The sequence below is a fragment of the Mycobacterium sp. URHB0044 genome (assembly GCF_000620625.1).
GTDB lineage: Bacteria > Actinomycetota > Actinomycetes > Mycobacteriales > Mycobacteriaceae > Mycobacterium.
On sequence record NZ_JIAW01000009.1, the window covers coordinates 151,908 to 168,458 of the forward strand.

At 66.1% G+C, this 16,551-nt stretch carries 14 protein-coding genes; 7 read left to right on the forward strand and 7 right to left on the reverse strand.

Features of this window, described 5'->3' with window-relative positions; translation table 11 throughout:
* Positions 1-9 precede the first annotated feature (9 nt).
* Together N536_RS0119655 and N536_RS0119660 are read right to left on the reverse strand one after the other, a co-directional pair.
* A complete protein-coding gene (locus N536_RS0119655) occupies positions 10-1,770 on the reverse strand; it encodes an Hsp70 family protein (RefSeq protein ID WP_029115174.1) in 1,761 nt (586 codons plus the stop codon).
* Position 1,771: 1 nt separating this feature from the next.
* Positions 1,772-2,845, reverse strand: coding sequence for a dihydrodipicolinate reductase (locus N536_RS0119660; protein ID WP_029115175.1), 1,074 nt, complete (start codon positions 2,843-2,845; stop codon positions 1,772-1,774).
* A gap of 180 nt (positions 2,846-3,025) precedes the next feature.
* Here N536_RS0119660 and N536_RS0119665 point away from each other — a divergent pair, with 180 nt between their 5' ends.
* Entirely contained in the window at positions 3,026-3,796 is a 771-nt protein-coding gene (locus N536_RS0119665; RefSeq protein WP_051574630.1) for a 3-oxoacyl-ACP reductase family protein, read from the forward strand.
* A gap of 12 nt (positions 3,797-3,808) precedes the next feature.
* Here the strand turns inward: N536_RS0119665 and N536_RS0119670 are convergent, their stop codons facing one another.
* Complete coding sequence (locus N536_RS0119670) at positions 3,809-4,333, reverse strand: hypothetical protein (protein ID WP_029115177.1); 525 nt, start codon at positions 4,331-4,333, stop codon at positions 3,809-3,811.
* Positions 4,334-4,423: 90 nt separating this feature from the next.
* On the opposite strand from N536_RS0119670, the gene N536_RS0119675 reads away from it, so the two are divergent.
* Together N536_RS0119675 and N536_RS0119680 are read left to right on the forward strand one after the other, a co-directional pair.
* On the forward strand, positions 4,424-5,164 hold the full coding sequence (locus N536_RS0119675; RefSeq protein WP_029115178.1) for an SDR family NAD(P)-dependent oxidoreductase: 741 nt from the start codon (positions 4,424-4,426) through the stop codon (positions 5,162-5,164).
* Positions 5,165-5,259: 95 nt separating this feature from the next.
* The gene (locus N536_RS0119680; protein ID WP_029115179.1) at positions 5,260-7,734 is read left to right on the forward strand and encodes a glycogen/starch/alpha-glucan phosphorylase; all 2,475 of its coding nucleotides are present in this window, start codon (positions 5,260-5,262) and stop codon (positions 7,732-7,734) included.
* A 3-nt stretch (positions 7,735-7,737) separates the two neighbouring features.
* On the opposite strand, the gene N536_RS0119685 is transcribed toward N536_RS0119680, so the two are convergent.
* Positions 7,738-8,667 (reverse strand): LLM class flavin-dependent oxidoreductase, encoded by a 930-nt coding sequence (locus N536_RS0119685; RefSeq protein ID WP_029115180.1) that lies wholly within the window; start codon positions 8,665-8,667, stop codon positions 7,738-7,740.
* A gap of 31 nt (positions 8,668-8,698) precedes the next feature.
* The gene (locus N536_RS38940) at positions 8,699-9,088 is read right to left on the reverse strand and encodes a DUF732 domain-containing protein (RefSeq protein ID WP_081809283.1); all 390 of its coding nucleotides are present in this window, start codon (positions 9,086-9,088) and stop codon (positions 8,699-8,701) included.
* 299 nt (positions 9,089-9,387) lie between these two features.
* Between N536_RS38940 and N536_RS0119700 the strand changes: the two genes are divergently transcribed.
* The 4 genes from N536_RS0119700 (at position 9,388) to N536_RS0119715 (ending at position 13,572) form a co-directional block, all read left to right on the forward strand.
* Positions 9,388-9,816, forward strand: coding sequence for an MmpS family protein (locus N536_RS0119700; protein ID WP_029115181.1), 429 nt, complete (start codon positions 9,388-9,390; stop codon positions 9,814-9,816).
* Positions 9,813-12,725, forward strand: a complete 2,913-nt coding sequence (locus N536_RS0119705) for an RND family transporter (protein WP_029115182.1) — start codon at positions 9,813-9,815, stop codon at positions 12,723-12,725. Before N536_RS0119700 ends, N536_RS0119705 begins: the two co-directional genes overlap by 4 nt.
* Positions 12,725-13,195, forward strand: a complete 471-nt coding sequence (locus tag N536_RS0119710) for a DUF5078 domain-containing protein (protein ID WP_029115183.1) — start codon at positions 12,725-12,727, stop codon at positions 13,193-13,195. Before N536_RS0119705 ends, N536_RS0119710 begins: the two co-directional genes overlap by 1 nt.
* A gap of 173 nt (positions 13,196-13,368) precedes the next feature.
* Positions 13,369-13,572, forward strand: coding sequence for a cold-shock protein (locus N536_RS0119715; protein ID WP_029115184.1), 204 nt, complete (start codon positions 13,369-13,371; stop codon positions 13,570-13,572).
* 86 nt (positions 13,573-13,658) lie between these two features.
* Here N536_RS0119715 and N536_RS0119720 read toward each other — a convergent pair whose 3' ends face one another.
* Positions 13,659-14,552, reverse strand: coding sequence for a mycobacterial-type methylenetetrahydrofolate reductase (locus tag N536_RS0119720; RefSeq protein WP_029115185.1), 894 nt, complete (start codon positions 14,550-14,552; stop codon positions 13,659-13,661).
* A 228-nt stretch (positions 14,553-14,780) separates the two neighbouring features.
* Positions 14,781-16,532 carry a hypothetical protein gene (locus N536_RS0119725; RefSeq protein WP_029115186.1) on the reverse strand — a complete coding sequence of 584 codons (1,752 nt, stop codon included), beginning with the start codon at positions 16,530-16,532 and terminating at the stop codon, positions 14,781-14,783.
* Between the last annotated feature and the right edge of the window lie 19 nt (positions 16,533-16,551).

The following is a 16,551-nucleotide window of genomic DNA, read 5'->3' on the forward strand; positions in this document are numbered from 1 at the left end:
GGCGCGAGCCTAGGGCGGCGGCGGCTGGAAAGGCGCCGGAACGAACGGCAGACCGGGAATCGTCTCGTACGGCAGCGTCGGGATCAACGGCGGCTGCGTCGTTTCCGGCGGCGGAGGGGGCGGTGTCTCGGGTGGAGGTGGTGGCGGTTCCTCGGTGGGCGGAGGCGGGGGTGGCGGGGACTCGGTGACCGTCACAGGGGGTTGTGGCCGCGGGACGACCGTTCGGGTTTGTGGCGCCTGGGGCTGCGCCGGCGCGGGCTCCGCCGGGGGCGGGAGCGGCGCGGGGGTGGACGGCACGGTAGCCGTGATCGACGGTGTGGTGGTCGGCGTCGTGATGGTCGAGGGCGTTGGGTCGTCGTCCCGGTTGAGCAACACGATGGCCGCGGCGATCGCCGCAAGCAACACCGCGATGCCCGCGGCGACGATGACGAACGGATGGCGGTACCAGGGCAGCGGCGCGGCCCCATCCCGGTCGGGCTCGTCCGGCTCCGCGAACGCGATCAGGGGACGTGGGCCGTCACCTAGCTGGCCGGCGCCGAAGGCCGCCTCGTCGCCGTAGTCCGGTGCGGGTGCCACGTCCGGAATGTCCTGGGCGTCTGACCACGCCAACGCCGCGGGTGTACCCGACGTCGCCTGCTCCGCCGGGTTGGGCGCGACGGCCGCGGCAGCAGCGGTCGCGGCAGCGGCGGCCCCGACCGCGGGCAGCGCGGCCATCGAGGTGGCGCCTTCCTCGACCGTGCCGCGCGCGGCTTTGAGTCCCGACCCGATGGCGGCAGCCAACTCGGGCTGCGCACCGGTCACGATGGGGACCCGCAGGTGCTCCGACAGCGTCGTCGTGATGATCGGAATGCGCGCACCGCCGCCGACCGACGCCACGGCAACCAGATCTGCTGGACGAATTCCGCTGCGCTGCAACGTATCCTGCAGCTCATCCATGAACCCGGCCAGCGGCGGGCGGATCGCGTCATCGAGTTCGTTGCGGGTGAGTCGAACCTCGCCGCGATGCGCGGGCAGATCGGCGGTCAGGGAGGTCACCGCGGCGGTGGACAGCCGCTCCTTGGCCGCCCGGCATTGCGCCCGGAGCCGGGTGAGCGACCCGATGGCCGAGGTGCCCGACAGATCCATCGAGCCCGCTTCCGACAGGTCGGCGATCACGCGGGTGAGCAGCGCCTGATCAATCAGGTCGCCGGACAGGTCGGGATATCGGACCGTCGGGGCAAGGGGTGCGAATCCGTGCCCGGCGTCGGCGAGGGTGATGCTGGTGCCCGTGCCGCCGAAGTCGCACAGCGCGATCACCCCGCGGGCGGGGACACCCGGGGCGTGTTGCAGCGCCGTCAAGGCGGCCACGGCGTCCGAGAACAGCGGTGCGGGGGTGCCGAATTCGGGCACCGCCGCGAGCGCGCCACGCAGCGCATCGACGGCCGGCGGCCGCCAGTGCGCGGGATGGGCGACGCCGACCGGACCCGCGGGTGGTTGGCCGCGGGTCACGGCGTACAGCATCGAGCGCAGTGCGTCGGCGAGCAGCACCTCGGCGCGGTGCGACGACCCGTCGGAGGCAACGATTCCCACCGGATCTCCGACCCGGTCGACGAAGCCGTTGATGATCAAGCCACGTTCACTCGCCAGATTCGGGTTCTCGCTGGGCAGGCCAACCTCGGGCGGCCGGTGCGGATACCGCGTCAGCACGGCCGTTCGCGTCACCGCCGCCCGGTCGACCACCACTGCGGTGAGGTTGGTGGCACCGATCGAAAGACCTAACCCGGAAGCCATGTCAGCGAATCGTGCCCGCTCCCGCGATCAGCGGGAGATCCAATGGGGTGACCCAGCCCGGCGGCAGATCGTTGACGGCCGGCACCGCGTTGAGAGCGCGAAGGCCGGTCGCCAGGCAGCCGGCCGCTGCCGCGTCGCGGCCGGAGCCGTCGGTGAACCGGAACGCCGTCTCCTGGAAGATGCTTGGGGTGCCCTGGATGTCGACGCGGTAGACGTCGTTCTCGTTGCCCGACGGCCAGTCCGGCGCCGCGTCGTCGCCGATCCGGTTGACGTGCTCCAACTGGATGCGGGTCTCGCCCTTGAACACGCCGTTGATGGTGAACCGGACCGCGGCGACGTTGCCCGGTGCGATGATCCCCTTCGCGGTCTTGCGTTCGTTCGGCGTCACCCACTTGTCCCAGGTCGTGGTGATGCCGTCGAGTTCGATGCCCGCCGCGTGGGCGATCATCGGAACCGTTGCGCCCCAGGCGAAGACGAGGATGTCCGGCGTCTCGAGCAGCGGGCGGTGCTCGGGCGGTTTGCCGATGCCCATCTCGTACTCGTAGTCACCTTCGTAGTTGGTGTAGTCCAGCAGTTCGGAGGCCCGCACCGTGCGGATCTCCGAGCACAACCCCATCAGCGTCATCGGGAAGAGGTCATTGGCGAACCCGGGATCAATGCCGGTGGTGAAGCACGACGACTGCCCGGCCTCGCACGCGTCGGTGATCGGTTGAATCCAATTCGGCGGGTTCAGCGCCATCTTCGGCCACACCCACGGCGTCATCGACGTGGAGCACACATCGATGCCCGCGCGCAGGAAGCGGGTGATGAGCGCGATGTTGTCGTCGGCGTGCGCAGCCGTCGGGCCGTAGTGCACCAGCGCGTCGGGCCGCAGTGCGATCAGCGCGTCGACGTCGTCGGTGGCCGTCAGCGCCAACGACCTACCTAGGCCGCATATCTCACCGACGTCGCGGCCAACCTTCTCGGGATTGCTGACGCCGACCCCGACGAGGTCGAACTGCGGGTGCTTGACGATCTCCGTGATCACCATCTTGCCGACGAAACCCGTGCCCCAGACCACGACCCGCTTGGTCATCTGCCGCCTTCCACGGTTAGCTGCGTTGTCTTCGGTTACCGGCTTCACCATAGGCGGGTTCGCTGCTCCAGCGGGCAAAACCGGGGCAGGAGGGGAATGATCGCGACGTGGCGCGCATTGACCACGTCGGACGTCAAGCATGATCGGTCCGAGCATGGACCGGCACCGAAAGGACACGAGATGACCGCAACATCCGAGGGCACGACGAGCGCGCTACCGCTGACGGGACGCCGGGCGCTGGTGACGGGCGGCTCGCGCGGCATCGGCGCCGAGATCGTGCGCCGGTTGGCCGCCGACGGTGCCGCCGTCGCCTTCACCTATGGCGCATCGGCCGTGGAGGCCGAGAAGTTGACCGCCGAGGTCGAGGCCGGCGGTGGAACCGCGGTCGCGATTCAGGCCGATAGTGCCGACGCAGAGCAGGTCGTCAGGTCGGTCGACGAGACGGTGTCGTCGCTTGGCGGGCTGGACATTCTGGTCAACAACGCCGGCGTGGCATACGGCGCCGACATCGAGTCGTTCCCGATGGAACAGTTCGACCGGATGGTCGCGATCAACGTCAAGAGCATCTTCACCGCAACCCAGCGGGCCGTTCCGCACCTCGGCGAGGGCGGCCGCATCATCAACATCGGCAGCATCAATGCCGACCGGGTGCCGCAGGCCGGCTTCTCGGTATACGCCATGACCAAAGCGGCGGTCGCCGGAATGACGCGTGGGCTCGCCCGCGAACTCGGGCCCCGCGGAATCACGGTCAACAACGTCCAACCGGGGCCCATTGCCACCGACATGAATCCCGAGGACGGCCCGTTCGCCGAGGCGGCAATGGCGTTGCTCGCCGTCGGGCACTACGGCCGGACCCAAGACATTGCCAGTGTGGTCGGCTTCCTGGCAGGGCCGGAAGCAGGCTACGTGACGGGCGCCAATTGGAACGTGGACGGCGGCTTCACGGTCTGAGCCAAACCCGCCTCAGAAGCAGCGCCGGAGACCGCCGGGCTCGCAGTAGAGCGGGTAGCGCTGGACCGGGATCGGCAGCGGCCCCTTGTAGGCCAGCGTGAACGGGTGCGTTTCGATGTTGGCGGGCACACCGCACACGTCGTTGTGCGACAGCGATCGCGTACCGGTCATGGTGAGGTCGTCGAACTCGTAGATGTCCAGCTGCGGCGCCGTGCTGCCGTCCGGGCACTTGAAGCCGTCCAGCATGTTGACCGAGTAGGACCAGACACCACCGGTCAATCGCGCTGCGCCGGGACTGACCTTCGTCGACGGAGTGGCTGCGACGTGCAGCGTGCAGGCCACCGGCAGCTCCAGGTTGACCCGCAGGTCGCCGACCGTGGGAACGCACGTCGGGTAAATGGTCCAGTCGGCGACGATGTCGCCCTGGGTGTAGGTGTAGATGCCCTCCATCACCTGATCGGCATGGGCCGGTCCGGCGGATCCGAACATCACACTCGCCAAGACGGCGGCGACTGCGAGCACGCGGGCGATCGTCATGCCGACGAGTATCGCAGTGTGCCCCAGCAAAGTCACCGCTTTGTCCGACGTGGCATCGGCGCACGCACGGCGCCATGAGAAGGTGCAGCCATGAAGTCACTCGAGGGCAAGGTCGCCCTGATCACCGGAACGTCGTCGGGACTGGGCGCGGCGACGGCCACGTTGTTCGCCGAGCGGGGCGCATCGGTGTTCGGCATCGCGCGCGACGCGGAGCGCATTGCCGCCGTGTTCGCCGAGGTACCGGGCGGCAAGTACGCGTCGGTGGACATCACCACGCCTGCCGCGTGCCGGCAGGCGGTGGCGGACTGCGTATCGGAGTTCGGCAGGCTCGACGTGCTGGTCAACGTCGCCGGCTTCCATCAGATGCGCCATACGCCGACGATGTCCGACGACGACTGGGAGCGCGACCTCGCGGTCAACCTGAACGGCCCCTTCTACCTTTGCCGCGCGGCACTGCCCCACCTGCTCGAGACCGCGGGCAACATCGTCAACGTCGCGTCGATCGCGGGTGTCGAGGGCGAGGTGTACTCGGCCGGTTACTGCGCAGCCAAGCACGGCCTGATCGGTCTGACCCGGGCGCTGGCAGTCGAATTCACGAAGGCGAAGATTCGCGTCAACGCGGTGTGCCCCGGCGGCATGCCGACCGCACAGACGACGGAATTCCAAGCACCGGACAACGCCGACTGGGACCTCATCCTGCGGATCGCCTCCCCTCGCGGGTTCATGGAGACCGCCGACGTCGCCAAGACCATCGCGTTCCTCGCCAGTGACGACGCGGCAGCCATCCACGGTGCGGTGTACCGCGTCGACAACGGCAAGGGCGCCGACTGACGCCGTGAGCCGGTGGTGCGCCGTTCATCTCGGCGACTCCCGATGCCGGTCTGGCGTGCACGCGCGGGTGTGAGAATCGCGCGGTGACTGACGTCGTGCACACTTCTGCCGAGACATCCGCCGTACGCGCCGGATTGGACGTCGACGACCTGAGACAGGCCATCGTCGACCATCTGCGCTACTCGATCGGGCGTCCGGCGGCCGCCTTGCGACCCGAGCACTATTACCGCGCGACCGCGTTGGCCGTGCGAGACCGCATGCAGGACAACCGAATGGCCTCCACGCAGACGTCGCTCGATCTCGGGCGCAAGGTGACCTGCTACCTGTCGGCTGAGTTCCTGATGGGGCCACAGCTGGGCAACAACCTGCTCAGCTTGCGGATCGAGGACGTTGCGCGCGCGGCGCTCGATGCACTCGGCCAGGATTACGACGAGGTGCTCGCGTGTGAAGAGGAGCCTGGCCTTGGCAACGGTGGCCTCGGCCGCCTCGCCGCGTGTTATCTGGACTCGCTGGCCACGCTGGAGCGTCCTGCCATCGGTTACGGCATCCGCTACGAGTTCGGCATCTTCGATCAGGACTTCCACGACGGTTGGCAGATCGAGAAGACCGACAACTGGCTGGTCAATGGAAACGCCTGGGAGATCGCCAAACCCGACGTGAACTACCGCGTCGGCTGGGGTGGCCACACCGAGCGCTACGTCGACGCGACCGGCGTCCAGCGCGTGCGCTGGCTGCCGAAGACCGCGATGAAGGGCATCGCATACGACACGCCCATCCAGGGTTACGGCGTCCACACCTGCAACGTGCTGACACTGTGGAGCGCCCGCGCCATCGAATCCTTTGCACTGGAAGCCTTCAACACCGGCGACTACTACAAGGCCGTCGAACAAGAGGTCACCTCGGAGACCGTCACGAAGGTGCTGTACCCCAACGACGAACCGGAGGCGGGCAAGCGGCTACGCCTGCTCCAGCAGTACTTCTTCGTGTCGTGCTCGCTGCAGCACGTCGTGCACATCCTCGATGACCTCGCCGATGTGTCGGTGCGAGAGCTGCCCCAGCGATTCGCCTTGCAGCTCAACGACACCCATCCCTCGATCGGCGTTGCCGAGCTGATGCGGATCCTCGTCGACGAACGTCACCTCGACTGGGACGAGGCCTGGACGATCACGGTGGAGACGTTCGGCTACACCAACCACACGCTGCTTCCGGAGGCACTCGAGACCTGGCCGTTGGCGATGTTCGGCGAGTCGCTGCCCCGCCACATCGAGATCGTCTACGAGATCAACCGCAGGTTCCTCGACGAGGTGCGGTCACGCTTTCCCGGCGACGACGACCGCCTGCGGCGGATGTCGCTGATCGGCGAGGACAACGGCAAGAGCGTCCGCATGGCGCATCTCGCGACGGTCGGCAGCCACGCCATCAACGGCGTAGCGGCGCTGCATTCCGACCTACTGAAGGCCAGTGTCCTGAAGGACTTCTACGAGCTGTGGCCCGAGCGCTTCTCCAACAAGACCAACGGCGTCACGCCACGTCGCTTCCTTGCGCTGTCCAACCCCGGCCTGCGGCGGCTCATCGACCGCACGATCGGCGAGGGATGGTTGACGGACCTGGACCGGCTGCGCGGGCTCGAGGCCTACGCCTCCAGCCCCGAGTTCGGGCTGCAGTGGCGGGATGTCAAGCGCGCGAACAAGGCCCGGCTCGCCGAATACGTCAGCGCGACGGCGGGCGTCGAGTTGGACCCCGCATGGTTGTTCGACGTCCAGGTGAAGCGCATCCACGAATACAAGCGCCAACACCTGTCCGTGTTGAACATCATCACGCAGTACCACCGACTGAAGCAGAACCCGGGCCTCGAGATCCCGCCGCGCGCCTTCATCTTCGGCGGCAAGGCGGCACCCGGGTACTTCATGGCCAAGCGAATCATCAAGCTGATCAACGCCGTCGGCGCCACGGTCAACGCGGATCCGGACGTCAACCGGTACCTGAAGGTCGCGTTCGTGCCGAACTTCAACGTGAAGAACGCTCACCTGATCTATCCGGCCGCCGATCTCTCCGAGCAGATCTCGACCGCGGGCAAGGAGGCCTCCGGCACCGGGAACATGAAGTTCATGCTGAACGGCGCGCTGACCATAGGGACGCTGGACGGCGCGAACGTCGAGATCCGCGAAGAGGCCGGCGAGGAGAACTTCTTCCTCTTCGGTCTGAACGTCGACGAGGTCGAACGCCTCAAGCGCGACGGCTACCGCCCCGGCGACTACGTCGCGGCCGACGACGAGTTGGCCGCGGTGTTGCAGCTGATCGCCGACGGAACGTTCTCCGACGGCGACACCGAAGTGTTCCGGCCGCTCGTCGACAACCTGACCCACGACGATCCATTCCTGGTGCTTGCCGACTATGCGTCGTACGTGAAGGCCCAGGATCGGGTGTCGGCCGCGTGGCTGGATACCGAGGCGTGGACGCAGATGTCGATCCTCAACACCGCACGCAGCGGCAAGTTCTCGTCGGACCGGGCGATCACCGAGTATTGCGACGACATCTGGAACGTGCAGCCGGTGACCGTACGGGTCTGACGGTCACAAGTTGCCGATCACGTCCGACGCGAGCAGATCCAGCGTCGCGTCGGACGCGCGGTCGTGGGTGAAGAGCACGATCTGCCCGAACCCGAGCGACTCCCATTGCTTGATGCGGTCGACGATCTGGTTCGGCGTGCCGACCAGCCCACCCTCGCGCAGTCCGAAGCCTGGCCCACCGAACCGCCGCTCGGCGACCTCGCGAACGGCTGCCAGCGACGCCTGATCGGGGGCAAGGGCCATGACGGCCTCGACCGACAACACGATGTCGGCGGGGTCGCGGCCGATGTCCGCGCAGATCGACCGCAGTACCGCCACCTTGTGCTCGAGCTCCCCAAGCGCGTAGGTCGGCACGTTCCACACGTCGGCGTAACGCGCGACCAGGGGCAGGGTGTACTTCTCGCCGACGCCGCCGACGACGATCGGCGGACGAGGCCGTTGGACCGGCCCGGGCACGATCGGCATGTCGCGCACCGTGTAGTGGCTGCCTGCAAAGTCGACGCGCTCATTGGCGAAGGCCTGAGTCAGGATCTCCAGCGTCTCGCCGAGCCGCTCGGACCGCTCCCGAAAGCTGCCCCACGGCAGTCCCGTCCGCTGATGCTCGTCCTCCATGGAGCCGCTACCGATGCCGAGTTCCAGCCTGCCATCGGAGATCTGGTCGAGGGTGGTCGCCATCTTCGCCAGCACCGCTGGGTGACGAAACTGGTTGCACAGCACCATGTGTCCGACGCGGAGGCGGTCGGTGCGGCTGAGCAGCGCCGTCGCCAGCGTCCAGGCCTCCAGCGACCGAATGTTCGGCACGCCGGGACCGTACAGGTGGTCGTAGAGCCACAACGTTCCGATGCCCAATTCCTCGCACCGTTTGGCCCGGTGCAGCACGTCGGCGAACGAGAAGCCCAGCTGGGGCACGTACACACCGACGTCGGGACTCACCGGCGCTCCATTCCGTCCGGGACCGGCGCGGTCAGCCCTGTTCTGCTGGCAAGGCGGCACCGGCCGGCGCCGGGAGTGGTGCGGGATTGTTCGCGATGCTCGTGAGCACGGGCCGCTGATCCTCGCAGTAGTAGTTGATGGCCGCACCGAGGAACTGGTAGGTCTGCTGCTCGGTGTTGCCCTTCTGCAGGTTCGAATGCAGGAACACCGCCGCCTCGTACGCGTTCGCGTCCAGCCCGGTGCGCAGCCGCTTGCACGTGATCTTGCCGATCCACGCGTTGAAGTCCTTCTGCCCGTAGATGCCGTAAGTGTGCAGCTCATTGGCAAAATCGGTGTCGACGTCGGCACTGGCCGGCGCGGCCAAACCGAGGCCCATTGCCGCCGCGAATGTTGCCAAGATCACTGCTCTCACAAAGCGCATTCTATGCCCACTCATATCGTCACTTACCCCAATCGCCCGGCCGCGTGATTCACTTGTCCCGCAACCCATTTGGTTGGTCCCCGCTCCGTGGCCCAGAATGTCCGGCGAGCAGCGGCGACGAGGTAGGGTCGCGGTGATTAACTTAACTCAGCTAATCTATCAGTTATATTGGCTAATCTGTCGCGGGAACGAGATCCGGCCGTGACCGACAAGAGCGAGGTGGGGATGAAACCGACGAGCGCGGCCGAAGCCAAGAACACGACCGCAGCACTCGCCTCCGGCTCCGCATTCGTGCGGTCATGATGCGCGTACTCAAGCGGGTCTGGATCCCGCTGGTCATCGTGCTGGTGGTGGTCGTCGCCGGTTTCACCGTTCAGCGGATCCGCGGCTTCTTCGGCGCCGAAGGCATCATCGTCACGCCCAAGAACTTCGCCGACGATCCCGAACCGTTCAACCCCAAAGTGGTGAAGTACGAGATCTTCGGCACGGGAGCGTACGCCGACATCAACTACCTCGACCTGGATTCGAAGCCGCAGCGAATCGACGGCGCCGCGCTGCCGTGGTCGCTCGTGTTGAGCACCACCGCACCATCGGTCCTGCCGAACATCGTCGCCCAGGGCGACGGCGACTCGATCAGCTGCCGCATCACCGTCGATGATGAAGTCAAAGATGAGAGGACCTCGACCGGCGTGACTGCCCAGACCTTCTGCCTGGTGAAATCCGCGTGAGCCAGCCCGTCAACGAGCCCACCACCGACGCGATACCCACCGCTCGGCATGCGGAGCGGTCCTTCATCCCCCGGATCATCCGCAAGCTGTCAATACCGATCATCCTGGTGTGGATCGCGGTCATCGCCCTCCTGAACGTCATCGTCCCGCAGCTCGAGACGGTCGGGCAGATGCGCTCGGTGTCGATGAGCCCCGACGAGGCGCCCTCGATGATCGCCATGAAGCAGGTCGGCGAGCAGTTCCAGGAGTTCAAGTCCAACAGCGCGGTGATGATCGTGCTGGAGGGCCAGCAGCCGCTCGGCGACGAAGCGCACGAGTTCTACAACCAGATGGTCGCCAAGCTTCAGGCCGACCCCAAGCACGTCGAGCACGTCCAGGACTTCTGGAGCGACCCGCTGACCGCGGCGGGATCCCAGAGCAACGACGGCAAGGCCGCCTACGTGCAGGTCTACCTGGCAGGCAACCAGGGTGAAGCACTGGCCAACGAGTCGGTCGAGGCCGTCCAGAAGATCGTGGACAGTGTCCAGGCACCCAACGGAGTGAAGGCGTACGTGACGGGACCGGCGGCGCTCGCCGCCGACCAGCACATCGCCGGCGACCGAAGCATGCAGCTCATCGAGCTGGTCACGTTCTCCGTCATCATCCTCATGCTGTTGCTCGTCTACCGGTCGATCGTCACCGTGCTGATCGTGCTGGTGATGGTCGTACTCGAACTCTCGGCGGCGCGCGGTTTCGTGGCATTCCTCGGCTTCTACGACATCATCGGGCTGTCGACGTTCGCGACCAACCTGCTCGTCACGCTCGCGATCGCCGCGGCAACCGACTACGCGATCTTCCTGATAGGCAGATACCAGGAGGCCCGCGGTATCGGCGAGGACCGAGAGTCGGCCTACTACACCATGTTTGGCGGAACCGCCCACGTGGTGTTGGGTTCCGGCCTCACCATCGCTGGCGCCACGTTCTGCCTGCACTTCACGAACCTGCCGTACTTCCAGTCACTCGGCATCCCGTTGGCCATCGGCATGGTGATCTGCGTCCTCGCGGCGCTCAGCCTCGGGCCCGCGGTGGTGACGGTCGCGAGCCATTTCGGCATGCTGGAGCCCAAGCGGGCGATGCGCGTGCGCGGCTGGCGCAAGATCGGCGCCGCGGTGGTCCGCTGGCCCGGACCCATCCTGGTCGGAACGATCGCCCTGGCACTGGTGGGCCTGCTGACCCTGCCCGGTTACCGGACCAACTACAACGACCGCAACTACCTGCCCAACGATCTGCCTGCCAACGAGGGCTACGCGGCCGCCGACCGGCACTTCTCGCAGGCGCGGATGAACCCCGAACTGCTGTTGATCGAGAGTGACCACGACCTGCGCAACTCCGCGGACTTCCTGGTCGTCGACAAGATCGCCAAGGCGGTGTTCCGGGTCCCGGGCATCTCGCGCGTGCAGGCCATCACCAGGCCGCTGGGAACACCGATCGAGCACACCTCGATCCCGTTCCAGATCAGCATGCAGAGCACGACGCAGAAGATGAACGAGAAGTACAACCAAGACCTGATGGCGAACATGCTGAAACAGGCCGACGACATGCAGACCACCATCGACACGATGACCAAGATGCAGGGCATCACGGTGCAGATGGCGGCCACCACGCACAGCATGGTCACCAAGATGAAGGGGATGGTCGTCGACATCCAGGAGTTGCGGGACAACATCTCGAACTTCGACGACTTCTTCCGGCCGCTGCGCAACTACTTCTACTGGGAACCGCACTGCTACGACATCCCCGTCTGCTGGTCGATCCGGTCGATCTTCGACACCCTCGACGGCATCGACACGATGACCGACGACATCCAGGCCCTGATGCCCGACATGGAGCGCCTGGACACGCTGATGCCGCAGATGGTCGCGCTGATGCCGTCGATGATCGACACGATGAAGAACATGAAGAAGATGATGCTGACGATGTATGCCACCCAAAAGGGCATGCAGGATCAGCAGACGGCGATGTCGGACAACTCGACCGCCATGGGTGAGGCGTTCGACGCCTCGAAGAACGACGACTCGTTCTATCTACCGCCCGAAGTCTTCGACAACCCCGAGTTCAAGCGCGGCATGAAGAACTTCCTGTCGCCGGACGGACATTCGGTGCGCTTCATCATCAGCCACGAAGGCGATCCGATGACCCAGGAGGGCATCGAGCACATCGACGCCATCAAGCAGGCGGCAAAGGAAGCCATCAAGGGCACCCCGCTGGAGGGCTCCAAGGTCTATCTCGCAGGTACCGCGGCGACCTTCAAGGACATGTCCGACGGCTCCACCTTCGATCTGATGATCGCCGCGATATCGGCGCTGGCCCTCATCTTCATCATCATGCTGCTCATCACCCGCAGCGTCGTGGCGTCGGCCGTCATCGTCGGCACCGTGGTGTTGTCGCTCGGCGCCTCGTTCGGGCTCTCGGTACTGATCTGGCAGCACATCCTCGGCATCGAACTGCACTGGATGGTGCTGGCGATGTCGGTGATCATCCTGTTGGCCGTCGGCGCCGACTACAACCTGTTGCTGGTCTCCCGTTTCAAGGAGGAGATACACGCCGGGTTGAACACGGGCATCATCCGCGCGATGGGCGGTACGGGGTCCGTCGTGACCTCCGCCGGACTGGTGTTCGCGTTTACGATGATGTCGATGGCGGTCAGTGAGCTGACCGTGATCGGACAGGTGGGTACGACGATCGGGTTGGGCCTGCTCTTCGACACCCTGATCGTCCGTTCGCTCATGACGCCGGCCATCGCCGCGCTGCTCGGTAAGTGGTTCTGGTGGCCGCAGCGTGTGCGGTCCCGACCCGTGCCCGCGCCGTGGCCGTCCCCACCACCGAAGAACCCCGAAACCGTCCCAACTGCACCAGGAGGATCGTCATGATGAAGGACATCCGCAGGCTCGTTTTCCGCAGCGGGCTGGTAGCCGCCGCTTGTGGCGTGCTGGCGACGGGGTGGGCCGGGCCGGCCTCCGCCGATGCGACGGACGACTATCCGATCCCGAAGCGGATGCTCGAAACCCATTGCGACACCGAGCAATACCTGCAGGCGGTTCGCGACACCAGCCCGGTGTACTTCGAGCGGTACATGATCGACAAGAGCAACCGGCCCGCCGACATCCAGCAGATGGCCGAGGACCGCATCCACTGGTTCTTCTCGCTGGACAGGGCCGGTCGCCGGCAGTACTCCGAGGACACCGCCACCAACGTGTACTACGAGCAGGTGGCCACGCACTGGGGCAACTGGGCGAAGGTCTTCTTCAACAACAAGGGCGTGGTCGCCCATGCCACCGACGTGTGCATGAACTACCCGCCTGGCGACATGTCGGTGTGGGACTGGCCGGTCACGCCCTGACCTCAGCCCCGACGGCAGCCCTGGCGTGCGAGAAATGTTCTGCGCCAGGGAATTCGATGGAGGCGAAATCCGGTGATTCCGAAGCCCTCACGGATCAGGCCTGATCGGTGCTAGACTCTCTGCATGGGTGTATCGAATTACATTCATTCAGTAAGAAGAAAGAAGTAAAAAGTATGACACAGGGAACTGTGAAATGGTTCAACGCCGAAAAGGGTTTCGGTTTCATCTCGCCTGATGGCGGAGCACAGGACGTCTTCGTCCACCACTCCGAGATCCAGAGCGAAGGCTACCGGAGCCTCGACGAGAACCAGCGTGTTCAGTTCGAGATCGCCCAGGGCGCCAAGGGTCCCCAGGCAGTCGGCGTCACCGCCGTCTAAGAAGCTTGCGAAATTCCCTGCGCTGACGCCGGATTCAATCCGGTTTCAGCGCAGGGTTTTTTGTTTTCCGCACCAATTCACTAAATTCACGCCTGCGTTGGCGACCAGTAAGCGAGCATTTCGCCGAACGTGTCGAACGCCGCCTTATTGACGCCGTATGCCGCTTCGAAGTGGATGCTCAGCGGAAAGCCGAGCTCCCCGACACCGTCGATCACCCGCTTGTACAGGTCCACCATCAGCCGACGCCGCTGGACGGGCTCGGTGCCGGCCAATGACTTCACGAATTCCTGCTCCGCGGCCACCGCGGCGTTCCCCGGATCCTGGATGAGCCAGTTGATCAGGCCGACGCGCTCCTCGACCTTCGGCACGAATCCGAAGGACAACAGGATCTCGGGCCGGTGCTCGGTGTTCTTGGCAAACTCGTTGAGGAAGCCCACGATCGCGTCCGAGTACAGCAACTGGGTCATGCCGTAGGTCGCGCCCTGCTTGCACTTGAACTCGAAGCGGCCCTGCTCGCCGTCGCGGGTGGGGATCAGGATCGCGCCGCGGTTGTCCACCAGCTCCTCGAAGATCGAGAGCGCATCGGTGGGCGCGACGCCGGACCCCTCGCCGTCGTTCATGGTGCGTGGCACGCCGACGAAGGCGATGCCCTCGATGCCGCTGTCGCCGAGTGCCGTCAAACGTTGCCGCAGGGTCGGCTCGTCCATGAAGGCCGTGACCTGGGTGCACAGACCCCGCACCTCGGGTAGCTCCGGCTTGACGATCGACCAGAAGTCCAGCACGTCCATCTTCGGCTTCATCTCGAGGGGCCTGCCGTCGTCCTCCTCGATCATCCCGGGCATCATGACGTGCCGGATTACTCCCTCGAGACCCGAGTCCGCTGAGCTTTGCAGCACTTTCTGCGCGTCTTCCAGAGCCTGCTCCCGACCGTGTTCCACGTTCGGTGGGACGAGTTCGAGCGCGATGGTGCTAAGGGTCACGTGGCTGCTCCTCATGGGTTTTCTTCGCCGCGGCAAGTCGACTGTGGCAACGCCGCACTGCGCTGCGAGCGGAAGGCGACCTCTAGCTAGTTTAGCTAATCTCCGATTACGCACTCCGCCGCGCGTGCGCGGCGAGGCACACAGCCATACCCGCGTGTTACCCACCAGCTAACCATGCGGCCGACTGGCGACCCCGCCCCACCCACGCCCTCCGCGGGCGAGCAGGCCCTAGTGCTGCGTGCGCCGACGACCGAGCATGACGGCCCACAGCACGGCGCCGAGGCTCAGCAGGCCGAGCACACCCGCCGACGCCATGAGGTAGACGTCCCTGCTGGTGAAACCGTCGCTCGCCGACTGGTCGGACGCCAACCGCAATTGGTAGTCACCGGGTAACGGGCCTTCGCGCGGCTCGTCCAGGCCGGGGAACTGCTGCGTCTTGTGGATCTCGAACTGCCGTTCACCTGCCGCGTTCTGCGTCCACTCGCCCCACGCCGGCGTCACCCCGTCGAGGAGGACCTTGCGCTCGCCGTACTGCGAGTCATTGCCGACGTCGACGATCCGCTGCACACGGAACGGCTCGTAGACGTTGTTGTTCGAGTAGCGCACCTGGACGGGGACGTTGTCGTACCGCCAGACCGGTGGTGGGGGCGGTGGCAGCGGCAGCCCGATGCCCGGGAAGTACCCGCCGCCGAAGAAGCTACCGACCGCGACGTTGACGGCGGTGTTGACCGCGGTGTTGATGGCGGTGTCCACGATGGCCGTGAAGCTGTACGCGGCGAACTGCGCGACCTCGAGCACGATCCTCGCCAACGGCGGGATGTACACGATCCGGGGGGCGTTTTGATAGACGTAGATGATCTTGACCGTGTTCCGGTACGGATTGGAGATCACCGGGCGGTAGTAGTCGTCGTACTGGACCCAGTCCGGGTCCCACTGCCGCACGTGCCGATTCCAGTCGCGGTCTCCGTCGGGTCGGAAGTCGCGGTCCTTGAAGTCACGGTCCTTGCGGGACGCGTTCCCGTCCCGGAAGTCGCGGTCGAAGTCCGGCAGGTCGATCGCCCTGGCGAACTCGGCGACGTCCTGTTTCGGGGCCGGAGCCGGAAGCAGCTCCTCCACCGGCTTCGCGCTCTTGGCCAACACCACATCCTGCTCGGGCGCCTTCAGCGTCTGAGGTTCGACGGTCTCGATTTCCTTGGCGGCCTGCGAGACGCTCGAGGATGCCGTCTGGCCGGCGCGGGAGCTGCCCGACGCGCTCGTCGGCTCACTCTCGGTCGCCGGGCTCGGCGATCCACTGGTCTCGGTCGACGGCTCGCCACTCTTGGCCGGAGCCTGGCTCGCGTCCGTCGGCGCGACGAGTGCCGTCGACGGGCTGACGCCGGTCGCCGTGGTCGTCTCGGATGAGGGCGCCGGTGCCGCGCTCTTCTCGGCCGACGTGGCCGGGGCCTGCTCGTCGGTGGACGGGTGCGCGGTCCGCGGCGTGGACGCTTCGGCAGTGGGCGCGGGCGCAGGCGCCGCCGTGCTCGACGCCGCCGTCGTGGGCTTGGCGGTCGACGACTGGGTTTCGGGTGCCCGAGTTACGGGCGCCTGGGTCTGCGGCGCTTGGATTTGGGGTGCCTGCGTTTGCGGCGCCTGGGTCTGCGGCGCCTGGGTCTGCGGTGCCTGCGTTTGAGGTGGCGCCTCGACGACCTCAGGTGGCTCGGGAGCCTTCTCAGGTGCCTTGGTCTGCGGCGGTGCCTCGACGACGGCGGGCGGCTCCGGCGCCTTCTCGGGCGCCTTCGTCTCCTTCGGCGCCTCCTCTTGCGGAGCCTGCTGCTCCGGCTCGGGCACGACGACGGTCGTCGTGGGTGTCGCAGGATCGTTCTTCGGGGCCGCAAACGCGGGCGCGATCCCGCCCGTCATGGCGGTCAACGAGATCACGACACCCGATGCCAGGACGGCAACGGCGGTTCGCTTACGACAAATTTCCAGCGGTGCACCCATCGTGCATCGACTCCTCTGT